We start from the raw sequence: 20,515 nt of genomic DNA on the forward strand, positions 1-20,515 counted from the left end.
ACAAAAATCACTTTGGAGTAAATGATGAAAAAATTAGAAGATGCAGGTTTGCTGGTTGCTCGTATTCTGATGCCAATCCTGTTTATCGTGGCAGGCTACGGCAAAATGGGTGATGCCTATGCCGGCACCCAACAATACATGCAATCGATGGGCGTACCTGGCTTCCTGCTGCCACTGACCATCCTGCTGGAATTTGGCGGCGGTCTGGCGATCCTGTTCGGTTTCCTGACTCGCACCGTAGCACTGTTCACCGCCGGTTTTACCATCCTGACCGCATTACTGTTCCATACTAACTTTGCAGATGGCGTAAACCAGCTGATGTTCATGAAGAACCTGACCATCGCCGGCGGCTTCATCGTACTGGCCGTTGCCGGCCCAGGCGGTTTCAGCATCGACCGTCTTCTGAACAAAAAGTGGTAAGATTTTAGTACCGACTCTGGGGCCCGCATGTCGGGCCCTTTTGCTTTTTCACTCGGACACGAAGGAGATTCCCATGGGACAACTCGTCGATGGCGTTTGGCAAGACATCTGGTATGACACCTCATCCACCGGGGGCCGTTTCAAACGCTCAACCTCTCAGTTCCGCAACTGGGTGACCGCCGACGGTCAGCCGGGCGAACACGGAGTCGGAGGTTTTAAAGCGGAGCAAGATCGTTATCACCTGTACGTTTCACTCGCCTGCCCTTGGGCACATCGCACGCTGCTGATGCGTAAACTGAAAGGGCTGGAGTCACTTATTCCCGTTTCCGTGGTGCATCCGCTGATGCTGGAAAATGGCTGGACCTTTGGCACCGACTTCCCTGAGGCCACCGGCGACAGCCTGTACCACTCGGATTTTCTCTACCAGCTTTACCTGCTCGCCGACCCGCACTACACCGGCCGCGTGACGGTGCCAGTGCTGTGGGACAAACAGCAACAGACCATCGTCAGCAATGAATCCACCGATATCATTCGCATGTTCAACAACGCATTTGATGGTGTTGGCGCACGCGCCGGCGACTATTATCCCACCGAGCTGCGCGGACAAATTGATGAACTGAATGGTTGGATTTATGACCAGGTGAATAATGGCGTCTACAAGGCCGGTTTCGCCACCAGCCAGGAAGCCTATGACGAAGCGGTAAACGGGGTATTTGACGCGCTGGCGCGACTGGAACAGATCCTGGGGCAACAGCGTTACCTGACGGGCGATCGCCTGACTGAGGCCGATCTGCGCCTGTGGACCACGCTGATACGCTTCGACCCGGTGTATGTCACCCACTTTAAATGCGACAAACACCGTATCAGCGATTATCTCAACCTGTACGGCTTCCTGCGTGACATCTACCAAATGCCGGGCATTGCCGAAACGGTCAGCCTGCCGCACATCCGCAATCACTATTACCGCAGCCATGCCACCATCAATCCGCACGGCATTATTTCTATCGGGCCGGCGCAAGATTTGGATGAGCCACACGGCCGCGACCGGCGTTTTGGTTAACGCACACCTCCCTTTTGCTTAACGGCAAGAGGGAGTTTTACTGACGTTCCAACTGTGCAAACAGACGCGGAATTTCGCGCAGGAACCAGGCCTTTGCCTCCCCCATGCTGTCACGTCGCCAGGCCATAATGATGTCAACTTCGCGGCTGTATTCCGGTCCGACAACGCGTAAGCGCCCTTCTTCAATGTCTTTCTCGACCATCGGGTAAGGCATGGTCGCTACACCCAGGCCGGCAAGCAATGCCAGGCGCTTGTCTTCAATGGTGCTGACCGTCAGCCGCTGCTGCTTATCCAGTAATTGCACCGTCAGTACCGGGCGTTCCCGGGCGGTATCCGCGACCGCAATACCGCGGTACTTCACGCGCGTCACTTCAGACAGCGGCTCCGGCTCAAGGTGGATTGGATGACCCGGTGCGGCCACATACACGCTCATCACCTTGTACAGCTTACGGGTGTTAATTTCTGACGAAGCTCGGAAGTGCATATCCGGAGCGATAACGATATCGGCTCGCCCCTGCTCCAGCCTTTCCCAGGCACCGGCCAGCACTTCGGTCAAGATCGACACCTGGGTATTGGCCTTCAGCGCGAGTTTATCGACCAGCGGAAACAGTTTGCTCGGGGGGGATAGCGCCTCGCTGACAATCGTCAGGTGGGTTTCCCAGCCGCGTGCCAGCGCTTCGGCATCGGTGGTCAGTTTGTCTGCCGCCTCCAGAAGCACCCGTCCGCGCTCCAGCAGCATACGTCCGACGTTGGTGAACTTGGTACGGTGGCCGGAGCGGTCGAACAGCACCACGTCCAATTCTTCTTCCAATTTTTGCATGGTGTAGCTGAGCGCCGAAGGCACGCGCCCCAGCTCATCGGCTGCCGCAGCGAAGCTGCCACGTCGGTCAATCGCATCCATAACCCTTAACGCTTCAAGCGTTAACGCCCGATCTCTGGCCATCGAATCTCTCTGTCAGGAAATTTGAATATACCGACCAGATTAACTGGCTAACAATCCGCCGTCCAGATGCTTACCATCTAGATAATGAATTTAGAGAGCCGATTGCCATGATTACATGCAGAACAGCACAACAATGCGGGCAAGCTGACTTTGGTTGGCTGCAGGCTCGCTACACCTTTTCTTTTGGACATTACTTCGATCCCAAGCTGATGGGCTACGCCTCGCTGCGGGTACTCAATCAGGAAGTGCTGGCGCCGGGTGCATCATTCCAGCCGCGCACTTATCCGAGCGTGGATATCCTGAACCTGATCCTGCAGGGCAAGGCGGAATACCGTGACAGCGACGGCAACACGGTCAACGCCAGGGCGGGTGAGGCTTTGCTGCTGGCCACCCAGCCGGGGCTGAGTTACAGCGAGCAGAACATCAGCAGTGATACGCCGCTGACCCGCTTGCAACTGTGGCTGGATGCCTGCCCAGAGCGCAACAACGAACGCGTACAGCGCCTGATGTTGCCAGAGGCCGGCCTGACACTTCTGGCCTCGCCAGACGGTGCTCAGGGCAGCCTGCAACTGCGTCAACAGGTGTGGATCCACCATCTGGATTTACAGCCGGGCGAACAGCAGACGCTGGCGCTGAACGGACCGCGGGCGTACCTGCAATCGATTCACGGCACCATTGAAGCCCATGGCGAGCGCAACGACGGCCAACACCTGACCTGCGGCGATGGGGCGTTTATCCACGAGGAAAACCGCCTGACCATCCGCGCCGAGACACCGCTGCGCGCGCTGCTGATCGATTTGCCGGTGTAATGGGCATCCAGAAAGGAAAAAACCCCGCGTAACTTGCGTCACGCGGGGTTTTCTTTATAGAGGGAGCTGACCGGTAAGCCGGGTTCTGTCGTGGACAGTCATTCCTCTAGGCCAGCAATCGCTCACTGGCTCAAGCAGCCTACCCGGGTTCAGTACGGGCCGTACCATGTGAACCCCTATTTGGCCTTGCTCCGGGTGGAGTTTACCGTGCCACGAACTGTTGCCAGTCGCGCGGTGCGCTCTTACCGCACCCTTTCACCCTTACCTGATCCCGCTTGCGCGGGCCATCGGCGGTTTGCTCTCTGTTGCACTAGTCGTAGGCTTGCGCCTCCCAGGCGTTACCTGGCACCCTGCCCTATGGAGCCCGGACTTTCCTCCCCTCCATCTGTCTCCCCCGAAAGGGACGGCAATGAAGCGGCGACTGTCTGGTCAACTCCGGCGCGGATAGTAGCGTTGCGCTCACGGCAGGTCAACCGCTTTACTGTTCTTGTTGCTCTAAAGCATATTTATACAACGCATTTTTCTTCACGCCGTGGATCTCCGCCGCCAGCGCCGCCGCCTTTTTCAACGGCAGCTCTTTTTGCAGCAGTGCCAGGGTACGCAGCGCCTCCAGCGGCAATGCGTCCTCCTGCGCCTTGTGGCCTTCAACGATCAGTACCATTTCGCCGCGACGTCTGACTTCATCTTCCTGCACCCAGGCCAGCAGTTCACCAACCGGTGCGCCGGTGATAGATTCCCAGGTTTTGGTCAGCTCGCGCGCCAGCACCACATAACGTTGCGGCCCCCAGACGGTGACCATGTCCTGCAAACTTTCCAGTAAACGGTGGGTGGATTCGTAGAAAATCAACGTGCGCGGTTCCTCTGCCAGCGCCATCAGCGTATCCTTACGGCCCTTGGTTTTCGCCGGCAGGAACCCTTCGTAGCAGAAGCGGTCTGAAGCCAAACCGGCGGCGCAGAGTGCGGTAGTTGCCGCACAGGCACCTGGCAGCGGCACCACACGGATGCCTGCTTCACGGCAACGGCGCACCAGGTGATAACCAGGATCGTTGATCAACGGCGTACCCGCATCGGAAACCAGCGCAATGCTCTGGCCTTCCTGCAGCTTCGCCAACAGTTGATCGGCCTTTTGTTGTTCGTTATGGTCATGCAGCGCAAACAACCGCGCGCTAATCGCAAAGTGTTGCAGCAGCAACCCGGTATGGCGCGTGTCTTCCGCCGCAATCAGATCAACGCTTTTCAGTACCTCTAACGCACGGTGGGTAATATCCCCTAAATTGCCGATTGGGGTGGGCACCACATACAGCGTTGATGCAGAAATGACTGATTGTTGGTGTTGATTCATTGTTTCATCCGGGTTGCCGATTTAATATTGAGCATCTTGAAAAAAACATCACTGGATACAGTATGCTTTCCTCAACATTCGTTCGTACCAAAGCAGGGCGTTCAAAGCCTGTCCGACTTACCGCAGTTATCGCAGCAGCCCTGTTCCTTGCAGGCTGCCCAAGTCAGGCCCCGCAGACGCCGCCTGCCAATATACAGGACGAAGCGAGCGCCAGTTCCGATTACTATCTGCAGCAGCTGCAGCAAAGCAGCAATGATAACAAGGCTGACTGGCAATTACTTGCTATTCGCGCGTTGTTACGCGAAGGGAAACTGCCGCAGGCCAGTGAACAACTGAACCAACTGCCGAAAAACCTCAGCAGCGTGCAGCAGGTGGAAAGCCAGTTGCTGACCGCAGAACTGCAGGTGGCGAACAAAAGCTACGTCAGCGCGCGCAGCACGCTGGGTCATATCGATAGCGGCTCGCTATCAGCCAATCAGCTGGTGCGCTTCTACCAGGCGCAGATCGCGGTCAATCAGGGTAAAGCTTCCCTGCCGCTAATCCGCGCTTACATTGCGCAAGAGCCATTGCTGACCGGCAAGGCACATCAGAACAACCTGGATCAAACCTGGCAGTCACTGCTGCAACTGACGCCGCAGGACATGAACAGTCTGGTGATCAACGCCAATGAAAATGTGCTGCAAGGCTGGCTGGATCTGCTGCGGGTATATCAGGACAACAAACAGGATCCTGACCTGCTGAAGGCCGGGATTAAAGACTGGCAGAACCGTTACCCGCAGAACCCGGCGGCGAAAACGCTACCGACCCAGTTGAACCAGGTACTGCACTTTACCCAGGCTTCCACGTCGAAAATCGCCCTGCTGCTGCCGTTGAACGGTCAGGCCAAAGTGTTCGCCGACGCGATCCAAAAAGGCTTTGAAGCGGCTAAAAATGGCGTGACGCCTTCTACGCCGGTTCAGCAACAGCAACCCGCCAGCGTGCCTGAGCAGACAATGCAACCGGCATCAACCGATCCAAACGCCAATGGTGCAGTGAGCACCTCGGCACCGGATGCGGCCCCGGTGACCGCCGCCCAGCCTTCTGCGCCGTCTACTGCGCCAATTACACCGCCGCAGGCCGCTAACGCACAGATTAAGGTGTATGATACCTCCAGCCAGCCGCTGGCCGCGTTGCTGACGCAGGCACAGCAGGATGGCGCGACCCTGGTGGTCGGCCCGCTGCTGAAAGAAAACGTCGATCAACTGGCCAGCAGCACCACTACGCTGAACGTGCTGGCGCTCAATCAGCCGGAAACGCCGAAAGATAACCCGAATATCTGTTACTTCGCCCTTTCTCCGGAAGACGAAGCGCGTGATGCAGCCCGCCATATTTGGGAACAGCAGAAGCGGCAGCCGCTGTTGCTGATCCCACGCGGTGCCTTCGGCGATCGCGTTGCCAAAGCCTTTAACCAGGAGTGGCAGAAACTGGGTGGCCAAACCGTGCTGCAGCAAGGCATCGGTTCCGCCAGTGAGCTGCGCCAGATGGTCAACAGCGGTGGGATTCGCATGTCCGGTACGCCAATCTCCACCGCACCGGCGCCGCAGGCAGTGACCATTGCCGGGCTGACTATTCCGGCACCACCAAGCGATACGCCTGCAACCAGCGGCGGCAGCGTAGACTCGGTGTATATCGTCGCGACCCAGTCCCAGTTGACGCTGATTAAACCGATGATCGATATGGCCACCAACTCGCGCAGCAAACCGGCAATGTACGCCAGTTCTCGCAGCTACCAGGCCGGTGCCGGCCCGGACTTCCGCCTGGAAATGGAAGGCCTGCAATTTAGTGATATTCCATTGTTGGCCGGTGCTAACCCGCAGTTGTTGCAGCAGGCAAGCAGCCAGTTCCGCAACGACTATTCGCTGGTGCGCCTGTACGCAATGGGGATGGATGCCTGGACATTGTCCAACCACTTTGCTGAAATGCGCCAGTTGCCTGGCTTCCAGGTCTCCGGCACCACTGGCGTACTCACCGCCGCGCCAGGCTGTGTGATCAACAGAAAGCTGCCTTGGCTGCAATATCGTCAGGGCACGGTCGTTCCGGTCTCTTGAGTCAACGCGCCATAGGGGCGGGCTATGAGTTACAGGCCCGCCACTATCTGGAACGCGCCGGGCTCACCTTCTGCGCCGCCAATGTGGCGCTGCGCGGCGGTGAGCTCGATCTCATCATGCGCGATGGTCAAACCTGGGTGTTCGTTGAAGTCCGCTACCGCCGCAGTGACGCTTTTGGCGGTGCGGCTGCCAGCGTTACTTATCGCAAGCAGCAGCGGTTGCTGCATGCCGCCGCCGTGTGGCTGGCGGGACGCGGAGCCAGTTTTGACACATCGTCTTGCCGTTTTGATGTTTTGGCCATCACCGGTAGCCAGTTAGAATGGATACCCAACGCCTTCAATGCGGATTAATCATGGTTTACCGGTGCAGACCGGCCCTTTGACTTAGTGGATTAATACAACGTGCTGGATAGAATTAAAGCCTGTTTTACCGAAAGCATCCAAACCCAGATTGCGGCAGCGGAGGCCTTGCCCGACGCCATTTCGCGTGCTGCGATGACGCTGGTTCAATCCTTACTTAACGGTAATAAAATTCTGTGCTGCGGCAACGGCACCTCGGCGGCCAACGCGCAGCATTTCGCCGCCAGCATGATCAATCGCTTTGAAACCGAGCGCCCAAGCCTGCCGGCCATTGCGCTGAATGCCGATAACGTGGTGCTGACGGCGATCACCAACGATCGGCTGCACGACGAAGTTTATGCCAAACAAGTCCGCGCGCTCGGCCATGCCGGCGACGTATTGCTGGCAATTTCCACCCGCGGCAACAGCCGTGATATTGTGAAAGCGGTCGAAGCCGCAGTGACGCGCGACATGACGATTGTCGCACTGACCGGCTATGACGGCGGTGAACTGGCCGGCTTGCTCGGCCAGCAGGATGTCGAGATCCGCATTCCATCACACCGCAGTGCACGTATTCAGGAAATGCATATGCTTACCGTAAATTGCCTATGCGACCTGATTGATAGTACGTTGTTTCCCCACCAGGACGAATAAGGAACTGAGATGAAGCTGAAAGCCACATTTGCAGTGCTGTCCAGCGCCCTGCTGTTACAAGGCTGTATTGCAGGCGTTGTCGTTGGCAGCGCCGCCGTTGCCACCAAAACGGCCACCGACCCACGTAGCGTCGGGACTCAGGTAGACGACGGCACGCTGGAAGCCCGGGTTGAAAACGCCCTGAGTAAAGATCAGCAGTTGAAGAAAGAGGCCCGGGTGGTTGCGACCGCCTATCAGGGTAAGGTGCTGCTGACCGGCCAGGCGCCGAATACCGATCTGGCCGCCCGCGCCAAGCAAATCGCGATGGGTGTTGAAGGCACTACCGAAGTGTATAACGAGGTCCGTCAGGGTACACCGGTCAGTCTGAGCACCGCGTCTTCCGACACCTGGATCACCACCAAGGTGCGTTCACAATTGCTCACCAGCGATGCAGTGAAGTCATCCAATGTGAAAGTCACCACCGAAAATGGTGAAGTGTTCCTGCTGGGTCTGGTCACGCAACAGGAAGCGCAGTCTGCGGCACAGACGGCTAGCCAGGTCGGCGGCGTGAAACACGTCACCACCGCCTTTACCTTTGTGAAATAACCGCTTGCCGGGGAAAGTGGCTTCAGCATTGTCTGATGCCCTCACCCCGGCCCTCTCCCACCGGAGAGGGGGAAAGCTCACTCAATCCAGATTATTTTCTTTCAGAAACCCTTCACCACCCAACTGACGCATCTGGCGCATGATCCACTGCTGCCGCTGTACTACGTAGCCCGAAGGCGCATTGGCTTTGAAGCGATGCGGGTTGGGCAAGACTGCCGCCAGCAATGCCGCCTCTGAGGCCGTCAGACGTTTGGCCGGTTTATTGAAAAAGCGCTGTGACGCTTCCTCCACGCCGAAAACGCCGTCGCCGAACTCCACGATATTCAGATAAACCGTCAGGATCCGTCGCTTGGTCCACACCAGCTCAATGCCCGATGTCAGCCCGGCCTCCAGCCCTTTGCGCAGCCAGCTGCGGCCATCCCACAGGAACAGGTTCTTCGCCGTTTGCTGGGACAGCGTGGAGGCACCACGGATGCGCGTGGGCCGACGTTCGTTATGGCTAAACGCCTTTTCGATCGCCGCCACGTCAAACCCCCAGTGCTCCGGGAATTTCTGATCTTCCGCCGCCATCACCGCCAACGCCATCTGCGGGGAAATATCGTCCATCGACACCCAGTCGGAATGCGCCACATAGCTAAAATCGCCACTCAGCCAGGCACCGATCTGCCGTTCAACCATCACCGCAGAAAAAGGCACTGGCAGGAAAGCAAAGGCAAGGATCCCCAGTAGCCATGCGCCAACCAGCACAATTAATCCACGTTTCAGCCAGAACCAGGGCCGGGAAAAAATCGATTTGCCCGCTGATTTTCTCATTCAGTCAAATCCAGCACCCGTGAAACCAGCTTATCAATTCCGCTGGCCGCCTCAGCGATCGATTTCGCCAGCATATAGGCCGGCGTAGTCACCACTTTGTTCTCGATATCCACTACGATGTCGTCAACCGGACAAATCACCGGCTCGCCGCCCATGGCATCAATCACTTCACCGAGGTCGGGATCGTTGCCAATGGTCAGCCGCACTTGTTGATCCAGCAACTTCGGCAGCAAGGCAGGCGCAATACACATAAAACCAATTGGTTTATTTGCCTTATGCATTTGCTGCGTTAACTTAGCCAAATCCTTATCAATCCAGCATTCCGCCCCTTCGCTGGCAAAACTGCTGAGGTTCTTTGCCGCACCAAAGCCGCCGGGGACGATCAGGGCGTCGAGTTGGCTGGCGTCAGCCTGCGAAAGCGGCTGAACCTTGCCTCTGGCAATGCGCGCAGACTCCACTAAAACATTGCGATTTTCCGGCACTACATCGCCAGATAAATGATTGATAACATGAAGTTGAGGTTTATCCGGGGCAAAACACACCGCCTGCGCCCCCGCCCGGTCCAACGCCAGCAGCGTCAGGACGGCTTCATGGATCTCCGAACCGTCATAAACCCCACAGCCACTCAGCACTACGCCAACGTTTTTCATCACCCTTCCTCCTGTCGCTACTGTCAACTGGTTAGTGCTCTGAGTTGACAAACACTAATCTACATCACACATTTTAATGAATCTTCTAACAAGAGCGCTTACATTTGCTATGTTGTTGGCTGTATGATGTTTAGGAATTCTCTACAACCTGCTCGACCAGAACATTAAAACCAATACGCAGGTTCACAATTTCCCTGGTGTTGGCGCAATATTCGCGCACCCCGGCCTAGGTCGGGGTCATTTTTTTTCAGCTTCCGCTACCCACTCACGCAGTACCTGCACATCGTTGCGCCATTCCAGCTTCAACTCATCAACCCAATCTTGCACGTTATCCCACCATGCCGGCAGCGTCGGAGTTTGAATTTGCTGTGCAATCTGTTGCAAATGACGCAGGCCAACCGAGCCGGCGGCACCTTTGATTTTATGCCCCTCTTCCGTGATGCCTTTCTGGTCGCGCGCCGTCATGTTGGAATCCAGCACTGCCAGATAACCTGGCATCATCTGCTCAAACATCTCCAGGCTCTGATGAATCAACTGCGGCCCCACCAGGTCCATATACTGTTCCAGCATGGTGGTATCCAGTAAAGACTCATTAATCTTCATCGTCTTTTGCTCCGTTTTCTTCGTGGTGTGAGAGGGTTGATGATCCCAGTAATGTTTAATCACTTTGGTCAGCGCCGGTACCGACAGCGGCTTGCTCAGCACATCGTCCATTCCCGCGTCGAGGTACTCTTTTTTGTCTTTCAGCACGTTGGCAGTCAGCGCAACCAGCGGCGGCAACGCCTGCCCGGCATAGCGTTCACGCAGTATCCGGGCGATATCCAGCCCGGTCATATCCGGCAACTGGATGTCCAACAGCACCAGATCGAACTCGTCCGGATCAAACATGGCCAGCGCATCCTGGCCGTTCATCGCCACTTCAACGCTGTTACCCAGTTTTTCCAGTACCGAACGCGCCACAATCACATTCAGCTCAATATCTTCCACCAGCAGGATATGCAGCGCCGGCAATGGCAGTTCCTCTTCAACTGCGGTTTCACTTTCCACTTCCTGCACCGCCGGTGCCTTGATGGATAAGGTGAAGCAAGAACCCTGCCCCTGGACGCTGCTGACGGTGATATCGCCGCCCATGCTCTGCGCCAGCCGCTTGGAAACCGCCAGCCCAATACCGGTACCGGTCGCCGGACGGCCGCCGTGCTGATCCTTCACCTGATAATACATGGCGAAGATCTTGTCCTGTTCATCCTGCGGAATGCCCATGCCGGAGTCTTCCACTTCAAACACCAGCCGATCCTGCTCTTCACGCCGCACCCGCACCACGATTTGCCCCTGCGGGGTAAACTTCACCGCGTTGCCGATCAGGTTCCACAGGATCTGCCGCAGGCGGGTGCCATCGGCGATGATTTGTTGCGGCAGCGGTTGTTGTGGCTCCATCACAAACTGCAGCCCTTTCGGCTGCACCAGCAGGCCGGAGAGGTTTTCCAAATCGGCCAGGAAGCCGGTAAAGTCAACCGGTTGATTGTCGAGCTGCACTTTACGGCGCTCGAGTTTGTCCATCTCGATAATGTCATTGAAGATATTACCCAGCGTGATGGCGCTGACATGGATGGTTTTGAGGTATTTCAGCTGTTCGTCGTTTAACTCGGTGTCGAGCAGAATGCGACTCAGGCCGACGATGCCGTTAAGCGGCGTACGAAGCTCGTGGCTGATCGTTGAGATGAAGGTGGTCTTGTCCCTGCTGGCATTCTCCAGCGCGTCCTGGTAGCGCTTACGTTCGGTTATATCGCGGCCAAAGCCCATAAGGCCGTGGCGTTTGCCCACGCGGTCGTAAAACGGCACCTTGCGCAGCTCAAAACAGGCCTTGCGACCATCCGGGTAAACCAGCCACTGTTCGTAGGTCAGTGAGACGTTGTGACGGAACACTTTCTCGTCGGTTTCGATTACTTTCTCGGCAATTTCCTCACCGTAGACGTCAAAAGGCGTCAGACCGATCAGCTGCTTTTCGCTTTTGCCGGTCAGCAGTTCCATCGCCCGGTTACAGCCGGAAAACTCTTTGTCTTCGTTGCGGTAATAGACCAGATCCGGTGAAGCATCGAGGAAGGAGCGCAGCAGTGCCGACTGCTGGCCCAGTTCGATCTGCGCCAGTTCACGCTGCTCCATCTCTCCCGTCAGTTTGTCCATCACCTGCTGACGTTCCTCTTCCGCCTTGATACGGTCGGCAATTTCCTGATTCAGTTGGCTGATGTTGTCCTTAAGCTGTTGGTTCAGCTCCAGGTCGCGGTGGCGCATCTCTTCGAGCTTATCCACCAGCCGCGTCAGGCGCTGACGCGACTCCTCAAGCTGTTCGACCACCACCGACAGAAAGTAGACCGCCCATGGCGTAATCAGCAGGCCGAAGAAGATGGAACGCACCACGTCTATGCTTTCTACTTCCCCGCGCAGCAGCATGGTGACAGCCATCTGTACCACCATCGCCAGCACCACCAGCGCCGATGCCAGCAGCAGCGAAAAGCGCACCAGCCCCAGTTTTACCATTAAATCAACGTAGTACTGGGCTAACACCCGGATTTGCTTCATAGCCGCTCCCATCAGACAGAATCTTGTAAATCATACCGTAAAACCCCGGTGAGATAAGAAAGCAAACGCCGAAGTGTGGGAAAGATTGCAAATCAAAACAGTGCGCAAGGGCGATATTGCTGCTTTTCTTCCAATGCGCTGCCCTGGCCGCCATGGCGTTGCAGATAGCCCCCCACCGCCTGCATGCCGTTCCAACGGTTTTCGCACCATAATGGTGCCAACAGCGTCGGCCGGCGGGCACTGGCGGAGATGCGGTGATACACCACCTCTTTCGGCGTATGGCGGATCATCTCACCGGCGCTGCAGGCATACTCCTCGAGCGCCAGCTCAGGCAAGCGCCCAGCCTGCCAGGCCCGCGCCAGGGTGCTGCCGGTCACGATATGCAGAGGGTGCAACTTGATGCCGTCCACCCCGCTGTCCACCACCTGTTGCAGGGTCGCCAGATGGTCGGCGGCCGTTTCCCCTGGCAGCCCAACAATCAGATGGCTGCAGACCTTCAACCCGCGTTCACGCGCCAGCCGGGCGGTGTGCTGATAACAGGAGAAATCATGGCCGCGATTGATGCGTTTCAGAGTTTTATCGTGCGCGGTCTGTAGCCCCAACTCCAGCCACACCTCATAGCCCTGTTCAAGGTAACCCGCCAGCAGATCCAGCGCGGCGGGCGGTACACAGTCCGGGCGCGTGCCGACGCAGATACCGACCATATCCGCCTGCGCCAGCGCCTGCCGATACATCTGTGCCAGCAGGCTCACTTCGGCATAAGTACTGGTATAAGCCTGGAAATAGGCCAGATAGCGCTTGGCGCGATTGACCCTGACCGCCTGCAGCGCCAACTGCTCGGCGATACTTTGTTGCTGCATCTGTTCATCGGCGAAAGAGGCCACATTGCAAAAGGTACAGCCACCGCGCCCAAGCGTGCCATCGCGGTTCGGGCAACTGAAACCGCCATGCAGCGTGAGTTTATGGATCTTTTCACCATAGCGGCGCTGAAGATCGGCGCCAAACATATTGACTAATTGCGGCAACTGCATAATCTTGGGAGTCTCTGTGCTCAAAGCCCGTGATGCTAATAAGAAACGGCTTTTCCCGCGATGACAGAGATCAACGCTTTCCCCGCAAGGCTTCACCAGGCATAACTATTCATTATAAATGCAAATAAAATCACTCTGGCCGAGATGAATTTTTCTTATTCTCACGCAACCGTTCACGTCAATATGACAAAGCGATGAAAAATAGTTATAAACAACGAAAAAGAATAACTTATTAGAATAAAATTCCGACATTCCCACCCGCACTAGCATGGTGCAGAGATTCAGGCGTTGCACTATAGTGAGACAGCTCACATTTCTCCGGGGGTTACTGCTCTCCTGCACAAGCTCAAAAACGGATATAACATATTAAATATCAATTAATTGAGCGCAAAAAATCCCATAAGAAACCCCCTTAGGCCTATAGTTGACCTGCGTATTCTTTCTCGCTAAGTTGGAAGTCCGCTGGAAGCTTTCTGGACGGGCAAACGTCTCGTCATATTTATGCAGTAATTTAAGACTCCCTCTTAAAACAAGTCATTTACCACTTGTGAGAACCGTCACGAGAGGCCATTAACGGAGGGCGGAAAAGCAGATCGGCGCTATTAACCTTGCTGATTGGACTTCTTCCTGAAATTAAGAAGCCGCTCGCAGTGGGTTGTGAGAGTCACGCAGAGCCTGGGGAGGTTCACTGATATGTTGTACGATAAATCCCAAGAGCGGGACAACTGTGGTTTCGGCCTGATCGCCCACATAGAAGGCGAACCTAGCCATAAGGTGGTGCGTACCGCTATTCACGCACTTGCCCGTATGCAGCACCGTGGCGCAATCCTTGCTGACGGCAAGACTGGCGACGGTTGCGGCCTGTTATTGCAAAAGCCCGATCGCTTCTTCCGCATGGTCGCAGAAGAGCGCAGCTGGCGTTTAGCCAAGAACTACGCCGTTGGCATGATGTTCCTCAGCCAGAACGAAGAGGAAGCCCGTGCCAGCCGCCGCATTGTCGAAGAAGAGCTGCAGAATGAAACGCTGTCGGTAGTCGGCTGGCGTGAAGTGCCGACCAACCCGGACGTATTGGGTGAGATCGCCCTCTCTTCTCTGCCACGCATTGAACAAATCTTCGTTAACGCCCCGGCCGGTTGGCGTCCGCGTGATATGGAACGCCGCCTGTTTATCGCGCGTCGCCGTATCGAGAAGCGCGTCCAGGACGACAGCTTCTACGTCTGCAGCTTCTCGAATCTGGTGACGATCTATAAAGGCCTGTGCATGCCTGCGGATCTGCCGCGTTTCTATCTTGATTTGGCGGACTTGCGCCTGGAATCGGCCATCTGCCTGTTCCACCAGCGTTTTTCCACCAACACCGTGCCGCGCTGGCCGCTGGCGCAGCCGTTCCGCTATCTGGCGCACAACGGCGAGATCAATACCATCACCGGCAACCGTCAGTGGGCGCGTGCCCGTACTTATAAATTCCAGACGCCGCTGATCCCGGACTTGCAGACTGCTGCCCCCTTCGTTAACGAAACCGGCTCCGACTCCAGCTCGCTGGATAACATGCTGGAACTGCTGCTGGCGGGCGGGATGGATCTGATCCGTGCCATGCGCCTGCTGGTGCCGCCGGCCTGGCAGAACAACCCGGATATGGACACCGATCTGCGCGCCTTCTTCGACTTCAACTCGATGCACATGGAGCCGTGGGACGGCCCTGCCGGCATCGTGATGTCCGATGGCCGCTACGCTGCCTGTAACCTGGATCGTAACGGCCTGCGTCCGGCGCGCTATGTCATCACCAAAGACAAGCTGATCACCTGCGCCTCGGAAGTCGGTATCTGGGACTACCAGCCCGATGAAGTGGTTGAGAAAGGCCGCGTGGGCCCTGGCGAGCTGATGGTGATCGACACCCGCAGCGGCAGGATCCTGCACTCCGCCGAGACCGACGACGATCTGAAAAGCCGCCATCCGTATAAAGAGTGGATGGAAAAGAACGTCAAACGTCTGGTGCCATTCGAAGATCTACCGGCCGATCAGGTTGGCAGCCGTGAGCTTGACGACTCGCAGCTTGAGACTTACCAGAAACAGTTTGGTTACAGCAGCGAAGAACTGGATCAGGTGATCCGCGTGCTGGGTGAGATTGGCCAGGAAGCCACGGGTTCAATGGGTGACGATACCCCGTTCGCCGTGCTCTCCAGCCGTCCGCGCATTATTTATGACTATTTCCGTCAGCAGTTTGCCCAGGTGACCAACCCACCGATCGACCCGCTGCGTGAAGCGCATGTGATGTCGCTGGCGACCAGCATCGGCCGCGAAATGAACGTGTTCTGCGAGGCCGAAGGCCAGGCACACCGTTTAAGCTTCAAATCGCCGATCCTGCTGTACTCCGACTTCAAACAGCTCACCACGCTGGAAGGCGAATACTATCGCGCCGATACGCTTGATCTGACCTTTGATCCGGCGGAGCAGGATTTGGAGCAGACCATCCGCGCGCTATGCGACGAAGCGGAACGCAAAGTCCGCGACGGCGCCGTGCTGCTGGTATTGTCCGACCGCGCGATCTCCACCAGCCGTCTGCCGGTGCCTGCACCGATGGCCGTAGGGGCGATCCAGACCCGTCTGGTAGAGAAAAGCCTGCGCTGTGACGCCAACATCATTGTTGAAACCGCCAGCGCCCGCGATCCACACCATTTCGCCGTGTTGCTGGGCTTCGGTGCAACGGCGGTCTACCCGTACCTGGCCTACGAAACCCTGGCCAAACTGGTAGATACCCAAGCAATCGACAAGAAATACCGTGAAGTGATGCTGAACTACCGTAACGGCATCAACAAAGGCCTGTACAAGATCATGTCCAAAATGGGCATCTCGACCATTGCCTCTTACCGCTGCGCCAAACTGTTCGAGGCCGTCGGTCTGCATCGCGATTTGTCCGATCTGTGTTTCCAGGGCGTGGTCAGCCGTATCGGCGGTGCCAGCTTCAGTGACATCCAACAGGATCTGCAAAACCTTTCCAAGCGTGCGTGGCTGAAACGCAAACCGCTGGAACAAGGCGGCCTGCTGAAGTTCGTTCACGACGGCGAGTACCATGCGTACAACCCTGACGTGGTGAGCACACTGCAAACCGCGGTCCACAGCGGCAAATACAGCGACTATCAGACTTACGCCAAGCTGGTGAATGAACGCCCGGTGGCAATGCTGCGCGACCTGTTGGCCATCACGCCGAAAGGCACGCCAATTCCGGTCGATCAGGTTGAACCGGCAGAATCGCTGTTCAAACGCTTCGATACCGCGGCCATGTCTATCGGCGCCCTGAGCCCGGAAGCGCATGAGTCGCTGGCGATTGCCATGAACAGCCTCGGCGGCTTCTCCAACTCCGGTGAAGGCGGCGAAGATCCGGCACGTTACGGCACCAACAAGGTGTCACGCATCAAGCAGGTGGCATCCGGCCGTTTCGGCGTGACTCCGGCCTACCTGGTAAATGCCGATGTGATCCAGATTAAAGTGGCGCAAGGGGCCAAGCCAGGTGAAGGCGGCCAGTTGCCGGGCGACAAGGTGACCCCTTATATCGCCAAGCTGCGTTACTCGGTACCGGGCGTGACCCTGATATCGCCACCGCCGCACCATGACATCTACTCGATCGAAGATCTGGCGCAGTTGATTTTCGACCTGAAACAGGTCAACCCGAAGGCGATGATTTCGGTAAAACTGGTGTCAGAACCGGGCGTGGGTACCATTGCCACCGGCGTGGCGAAAGCCTATGCCGACCTGATCACCATTGCCGGCTACGACGGCGGTACCGGTGCCAGCCCACTGTCTTCGGTAAAATACGCCGGCTGTCCGTGGGAACTGGGTCTGGTGGAAACACAGCAGGCGCTGGTGGCTAACGGCCTGCGCCATAAAATCCGCTTGCAGGTAGACGGCGGCCTGAAAACCGGCGTGGATATCGTCAAAGCGGCGATCCTCGGTGCGGAAAGCTTTGGCTTCGGTACCGGCCCTATGGTGGCGTTGGGCTGTAAATATCTGCGTATCTGTCACCTGAATAACTGCGCAACCGGCGTAGCAACTCAGGATGAAAAACTGCGCCGCGATCACTACCACGGCCTGCCGGAACGTGTGGTTAATTACTTCCAGTTTATCGCCCGTGAAACCCGCGAGATTATGGCGCAACTGGGTGTCAGCCAACTGGTAGATCTGATTGGCCGCACTGAGTTCCTGACCGAGCTGGATGGCATTTCTGCCAAGCAGAACAAGCTGGATCTGTCACCGTTGCTGCAAACCGCCACGCCGCATCCGGGCAAGGCACTGTACTGCACCGAGAGCAGCAACCCGCCGTTCGACCAGGGGTCGATGAACAAGGATCTGCTGGCGCAGGCGCAACCGCATATCGAAGCCAGACAAAGCAAGGCTTTCTACTTCGATATCCGCAATACCGACCGTTCGGTGGGCGCTACCCTGTCCGGGGCTATCGCAACCGTGCACGGCGATCAGGGCATGGCTGCCGACCCGATCAAGGCGTACTTCTCCGGTACCGCCGGCCAGAGCTTCGGCGTCTGGAATGCGGGTGGGGTTGAACTGACCCTGACCGGCGACGCCAACGACTACGTTGGTAAAGGCATGGCCGGTGGCCGTATCGCGGTACGTCCGCCGATTGGTTCTGCGTTCCGCAGCCACGAAGCCAGCATCATCGGCAATACCTGTTTGTATGGTGCGACCGGCGGCAAGCTGTTCGCCGCTGGCCGGGCAGGCGAACGCTTTGCCGTGCGTAACTCCGGTGCCATCACCGTCGTCGAAGGTATCGGTGACAACGGGTGTGAATACATGACCGGCGGTATTGTCTGCGTCATGGGCAAAACCGGCATCAACTTTGGTGCGGGCATGACCGGCGGCTTCGCCTACGTGCTGGATGAAGACGGCGAGTTCCGCAAACGTGTGAATCCAGAGTTGGTGGAAGTGTTGGATGTCGAACAACTGGCTATCCATGAAGAGCACCTGCGTGGCTTGATTACCGAGCACGTCCAGGCGACCGGTTCTTCGCGTGCGGAAGAGATCCTGGCCAACTGGCCGGAATGGGCACCGAAGTTCGCTCTGGTCAAGCCGAAGTCCAGTGATGTCAAAGCATTGTTGGGTCACCGTAGTCGAACCGCTGCCGAGCTGCGGGTTCAGGCGCAGTAAGAGGTCATTAATGAGTCAGAATGTTTATCAATTTATCGACCTGCAGCGCGTTGATCCGCCAAAGAAACCGCTCAAGATCCGTAAAATTGAGTTTGTAGAGATTTACGAGCCGTTTTCGGAAAGTCAGGCGAAGGCGCAGGCGGACCGTTGTCTGTCCTGCGGTAACCCTTATTGCGAATGGAAATGCCCGGTTCACAACTACATCCCGAACTGGCTGAAGCTGGCAAATGAAGGCCGCATCATGGAGGCAGCGGATCTGGCGCACCAGACCAACAGCCTGCCGGAAGTGTGCGGTCGCGTCTGCCCGCAGGATCGTCTGTGTGAAGGTTCCTGTACCCTGAACGACGAGTTCGGTGCGGTGACCATCGGCAACATCGAACGCTATATCAGCGATAAAGCGATTGAGATGGGCTGGAAACCAGACATGTCTCACGTGCTGCCTACCGGTAAACGCGTGGCGGTGATCGGGGCCGGCCCGGCAGGCCTGGCCTGTGCCGATGTGCTGACCCGTAACGGCGTGAAAGCGGTGGTTTACGATCGTCACCCGGAGATCGGCGGCCTGCTGACCTTCGGGATCCCGGCCTTCAAGCTGGAAAAAGAAGTGATGGTGAAGCGCCGTGGCATCTTCAGCGAGATGGGCATTGAGTTCCAACTCAATACCGAAGTGGGCAAAGACATCACCATGGAGACGTTGCTGAGTGATTATGACGCGGTGTTCCTCGGCGTCGGTACCTATCAGTCAATGCGCGGTGGCCTGGAGAACGAGGATGCGCCGGGGGTCTATGACGCCCTGCCGTTCCTGATCGCCAACACCAAGCAGTTGATGGGCTATCAGGCCGAGCAGCACGAGCCTTATGTCAGCATGGAAGGCAAACGTGTGGTGGTGCTGGGCGGTGGTGACACCGCGATGGACTGCGTGCGTACCTCTATTCGCCAGGGGGCAACCGACGTTATCTGCGCCTACCGTCGTGATGAAGCCAACATGCCAGGCTCCAAACGCGAAGTGAAAAACGCGCGTGAGGAAGGGGTTGATTTCAAATTCAACCTGCAACCACTGAGCATCGAACTCAACAGCGCCGGTCGCGTGGCCGGAGTGAAAATGGTTCGTACCCAGTTGGGTGCACCGGATGCCAACGGCCGCCAGATTGCTGAGCAGGTGCCAGGTTCCGAGCACATCATTGATGCCGACGCGGTGGTTATGGCCTTTGGTTTCCGTCCGCACCAGATGGACTGGCTGGCCGCGCACGATGTGGAGCTCGACAAACAGGGCCGCATTGTGGCACCGGAAAGCACCGATAATGCCTTCCAGACCAGCAACCCGAAAATCTTCGCCGGTGGCGATGCGGTGCGAGGGTCGGATCTGGTGGTAACGGCGATTGCCGAAGGTCGTAAAGCTGCCGATGGCATCATGAGCTACCTGGAAGTCTAATCTTCCACCGGCTTTTCCCCAAAGGGCCCGCAGGTGATCTGCCGGGCCCTTTGTTTTTTCCCGGATCGCAAGCCATAAAAAAGGCCGCCGAAGCGACCTTTACTGTTCACCGCTGCGGGATTATTTCACCACGCGCAGTGCCGGGCGGCCACCACGTGGCGGCGGTGGCGGCTCGTCGTCTGAATCGTTACCTTCATCCAGATCGGGGCGATCGCCATCAATCACCGACATCAGGCTTTCCGAAGGGATCGTCTCATTGTCCAAACCTTCAAACGTGCCTTCCGCTTCATAAGCGGCTTCCGGTTCGAACATGGTGCCTGCACCGTTCTCACGGGCATAAATCGCCAGCACCGCTGCCATTGGCACCGAGACTTCACGCGGTACACCACCGAAACGTGCGTTGAAATGCACTTCGTCGTTGCCTAACTCCAGGTTGCCCACTGCACGCGGCGCGATGTTCAGAACGATCTGACCATCACGGGCGAATTCCATAGGCACCAGAACGTCAGGACGCGTCACATCCACCACCAGGTGCGGTGTCAACTGATTGTCCAACAGCCAGTCATAGAAAGCTCGCAGCAGATACGGACGGCGCGGAGTCATCTGAGACATATCCATAACGC

General features: G+C 57.0%; 16 protein-coding genes and 1 other RNA gene. 9 read left to right on the top strand and 8 right to left on the bottom strand.

The features are described from left to right. Positions 1-24: 24 nt before the first annotated feature. On the top strand, positions 25-420 hold the full coding sequence (locus tag ACSOSI_RS22860; protein ID WP_112363736.1) for a DoxX family protein: 396 nt from the start codon (positions 25-27) through the stop codon (positions 418-420). 73 nt (positions 421-493) lie between these two features. Then, complete coding sequence (locus ACSOSI_RS22865) at positions 494-1,480, top strand: glutathione S-transferase family protein (RefSeq protein ID WP_476706219.1); 987 nt, start codon at positions 494-496, stop codon at positions 1,478-1,480. A 37-nt stretch (positions 1,481-1,517) separates the two neighbouring features. Here ACSOSI_RS22865 and ACSOSI_RS22870 read toward each other — a convergent pair whose 3' ends face one another. Continuing rightward, positions 1,518-2,423, bottom strand: a complete 906-nt coding sequence (locus tag ACSOSI_RS22870) for a LysR family transcriptional regulator (RefSeq protein WP_012147030.1) — start codon at positions 2,421-2,423, stop codon at positions 1,518-1,520. 107 nt (positions 2,424-2,530) lie between these two features. Between ACSOSI_RS22870 and ACSOSI_RS22875 the strand changes: the two genes are divergently transcribed. Continuing rightward, positions 2,531-3,232 (top strand): pirin family protein, encoded by a 702-nt coding sequence (locus ACSOSI_RS22875; protein WP_476706220.1) that lies wholly within the window; start codon positions 2,531-2,533, stop codon positions 3,230-3,232. Positions 3,233-3,290: 58 nt separating this feature from the next. Here ACSOSI_RS22875 and rnpB read toward each other — a convergent pair. Beyond that, positions 3,291-3,669: RNase P RNA component class A (gene rnpB / locus ACSOSI_RS22880), an RNA gene on the bottom strand. Between the two features lie 41 nt (positions 3,670-3,710). Continuing rightward, a complete protein-coding gene (gene rsmI / locus ACSOSI_RS22885) occupies positions 3,711-4,574 on the bottom strand; it encodes a 16S rRNA (cytidine(1402)-2'-O)-methyltransferase (protein WP_012147032.1) in 864 nt (287 codons plus the stop codon). Between the two features lie 62 nt (positions 4,575-4,636). Here rsmI and ACSOSI_RS22890 point away from each other — a divergent pair, with 62 nt between their 5' ends. From ACSOSI_RS22890 to dolP, 4 genes are read left to right on the top strand one after another with little or no spacing between them, the layout of a single operon-like run. Beyond that, positions 4,637-6,661 carry a penicillin-binding protein activator gene (locus ACSOSI_RS22890; RefSeq protein WP_329907720.1) on the top strand — a complete coding sequence of 675 codons (2,025 nt, stop codon included), beginning with the start codon at positions 4,637-4,639 and terminating at the stop codon, positions 6,659-6,661. Further along, the gene (locus ACSOSI_RS22895; protein WP_012147034.1) at positions 6,658-7,011 is read left to right on the top strand and encodes a YraN family protein; all 354 of its coding nucleotides are present in this window, start codon (positions 6,658-6,660) and stop codon (positions 7,009-7,011) included. The genes ACSOSI_RS22890 and ACSOSI_RS22895 overlap by 4 nt, the downstream gene beginning before the upstream one ends. 51 nt (positions 7,012-7,062) lie before the next feature. After that, entirely contained in the window at positions 7,063-7,653 is a 591-nt protein-coding gene (gene diaA / locus ACSOSI_RS22900) for a DnaA initiator-associating protein DiaA (RefSeq protein WP_004948462.1), read from the top strand. A 9-nt stretch (positions 7,654-7,662) separates the two neighbouring features. Further along, complete coding sequence (gene dolP / locus ACSOSI_RS22905; RefSeq protein WP_012147035.1) at positions 7,663-8,238, top strand: division/outer membrane stress-associated lipid-binding lipoprotein; 576 nt, start codon at positions 7,663-7,665, stop codon at positions 8,236-8,238. Positions 8,239-8,319: 81 nt separating this feature from the next. On the opposite strand, the gene mtgA is transcribed toward dolP, so the two are convergent. The 4 genes from mtgA to mnmL all read right to left on the bottom strand — a co-directional run bounded on the left by mtgA (position 8,320) and on the right by mnmL (position 13,309). Beyond that, positions 8,320-9,051, bottom strand: a complete 732-nt coding sequence (gene mtgA, locus ACSOSI_RS22910) for a monofunctional biosynthetic peptidoglycan transglycosylase (RefSeq protein WP_012147036.1) — start codon at positions 9,049-9,051, stop codon at positions 8,320-8,322. Further along, positions 9,048-9,701, bottom strand: coding sequence for an isoprenoid biosynthesis glyoxalase ElbB (gene elbB, locus ACSOSI_RS22915; RefSeq protein WP_017894133.1), 654 nt, complete (start codon positions 9,699-9,701; stop codon positions 9,048-9,050). The genes mtgA and elbB overlap by 4 nt, the downstream gene beginning before the upstream one ends. 237 nt (positions 9,702-9,938) lie before the next feature. Next, positions 9,939-12,278, bottom strand: coding sequence for an aerobic respiration two-component sensor histidine kinase ArcB (arcB, locus tag ACSOSI_RS22920; RefSeq protein ID WP_012147038.1), 2,340 nt, complete (start codon positions 12,276-12,278; stop codon positions 9,939-9,941). A gap of 92 nt (positions 12,279-12,370) precedes the next feature. Continuing rightward, positions 12,371-13,309 carry a tRNA modification radical SAM protein MnmL/YtqA gene (gene mnmL, locus ACSOSI_RS22925; RefSeq protein WP_153860904.1) on the bottom strand — a complete coding sequence of 313 codons (939 nt, stop codon included), beginning with the start codon at positions 13,307-13,309 and terminating at the stop codon, positions 12,371-12,373. Between the two features lie 693 nt (positions 13,310-14,002). Between mnmL and gltB the strand changes: the two genes are divergently transcribed. After that, positions 14,003-18,463 carry a glutamate synthase large subunit gene (gltB, locus tag ACSOSI_RS22930; protein ID WP_112363741.1) on the top strand — a complete coding sequence of 1,487 codons (4,461 nt, stop codon included), beginning with the start codon at positions 14,003-14,005 and terminating at the stop codon, positions 18,461-18,463. 10 nt (positions 18,464-18,473) lie between these two features. Continuing rightward, entirely contained in the window at positions 18,474-19,892 is a 1,419-nt protein-coding gene (locus ACSOSI_RS22935) for a glutamate synthase small subunit (RefSeq protein ID WP_012147041.1), read from the top strand. Between the two features lie 120 nt (positions 19,893-20,012). On the opposite strand, the gene sspB is transcribed toward ACSOSI_RS22935, so the two are convergent. Further along, complete coding sequence (gene sspB / locus ACSOSI_RS22940; RefSeq protein ID WP_012147042.1) at positions 20,013-20,510, bottom strand: ClpXP protease specificity-enhancing factor; 498 nt, start codon at positions 20,508-20,510, stop codon at positions 20,013-20,015. Between the last annotated feature and the right edge of the window lie 5 nt (positions 20,511-20,515).

It is taken from the genome of Serratia sp. AR11 (assembly GCF_056376275.1).

Coding starts and splice junctions, on each gene's coding strand:
- rsmI (WP_012147032.1), bottom strand. CDS start 4,574: ATGAATCAACACCAACAATCAGTCATTTCTGCATCAACGCTGTATGTG.
- ACSOSI_RS22875 (WP_476706220.1), top strand. CDS start 2,531: ATGATTACATGCAGAACAGCACAACAATGCGGGCAAGCTGACTTTGGT.
- ACSOSI_RS22935 (WP_012147041.1), top strand. CDS start 18,474: ATGAGTCAGAATGTTTATCAATTTATCGACCTGCAGCGCGTTGATCCG.
- mtgA (WP_012147036.1), bottom strand. CDS start 9,051: ATGAGAAAATCAGCGGGCAAATCGATTTTTTCCCGGCCCTGGTTCTGG.
- arcB (WP_012147038.1), bottom strand. CDS start 12,278: ATGAAGCAAATCCGGGTGTTAGCCCAGTACTACGTTGATTTAATGGTA.
- gltB (WP_112363741.1), top strand. CDS start 14,003: ATGTTGTACGATAAATCCCAAGAGCGGGACAACTGTGGTTTCGGCCTG.
- dolP (WP_012147035.1), top strand. CDS start 7,663: ATGAAGCTGAAAGCCACATTTGCAGTGCTGTCCAGCGCCCTGCTGTTA.
- mnmL (WP_153860904.1), bottom strand. CDS start 13,309: ATGCAGTTGCCGCAATTAGTCAATATGTTTGGCGCCGATCTTCAGCGC.
- ACSOSI_RS22860 (WP_112363736.1), top strand. CDS start 25: ATGAAAAAATTAGAAGATGCAGGTTTGCTGGTTGCTCGTATTCTGATG.
- ACSOSI_RS22870 (WP_012147030.1), bottom strand. CDS start 2,423: ATGGCCAGAGATCGGGCGTTAACGCTTGAAGCGTTAAGGGTTATGGAT.
- ACSOSI_RS22890 (WP_329907720.1), top strand. CDS start 4,637: ATGCTTTCCTCAACATTCGTTCGTACCAAAGCAGGGCGTTCAAAGCCT.
- sspB (WP_012147042.1), bottom strand. CDS start 20,510: ATGGATATGTCTCAGATGACTCCGCGCCGTCCGTATCTGCTGCGAGCT.
- ACSOSI_RS22865 (WP_476706219.1), top strand. CDS start 494: ATGGGACAACTCGTCGATGGCGTTTGGCAAGACATCTGGTATGACACC.
- elbB (WP_017894133.1), bottom strand. CDS start 9,701: ATGAAAAACGTTGGCGTAGTGCTGAGTGGCTGTGGGGTTTATGACGGT.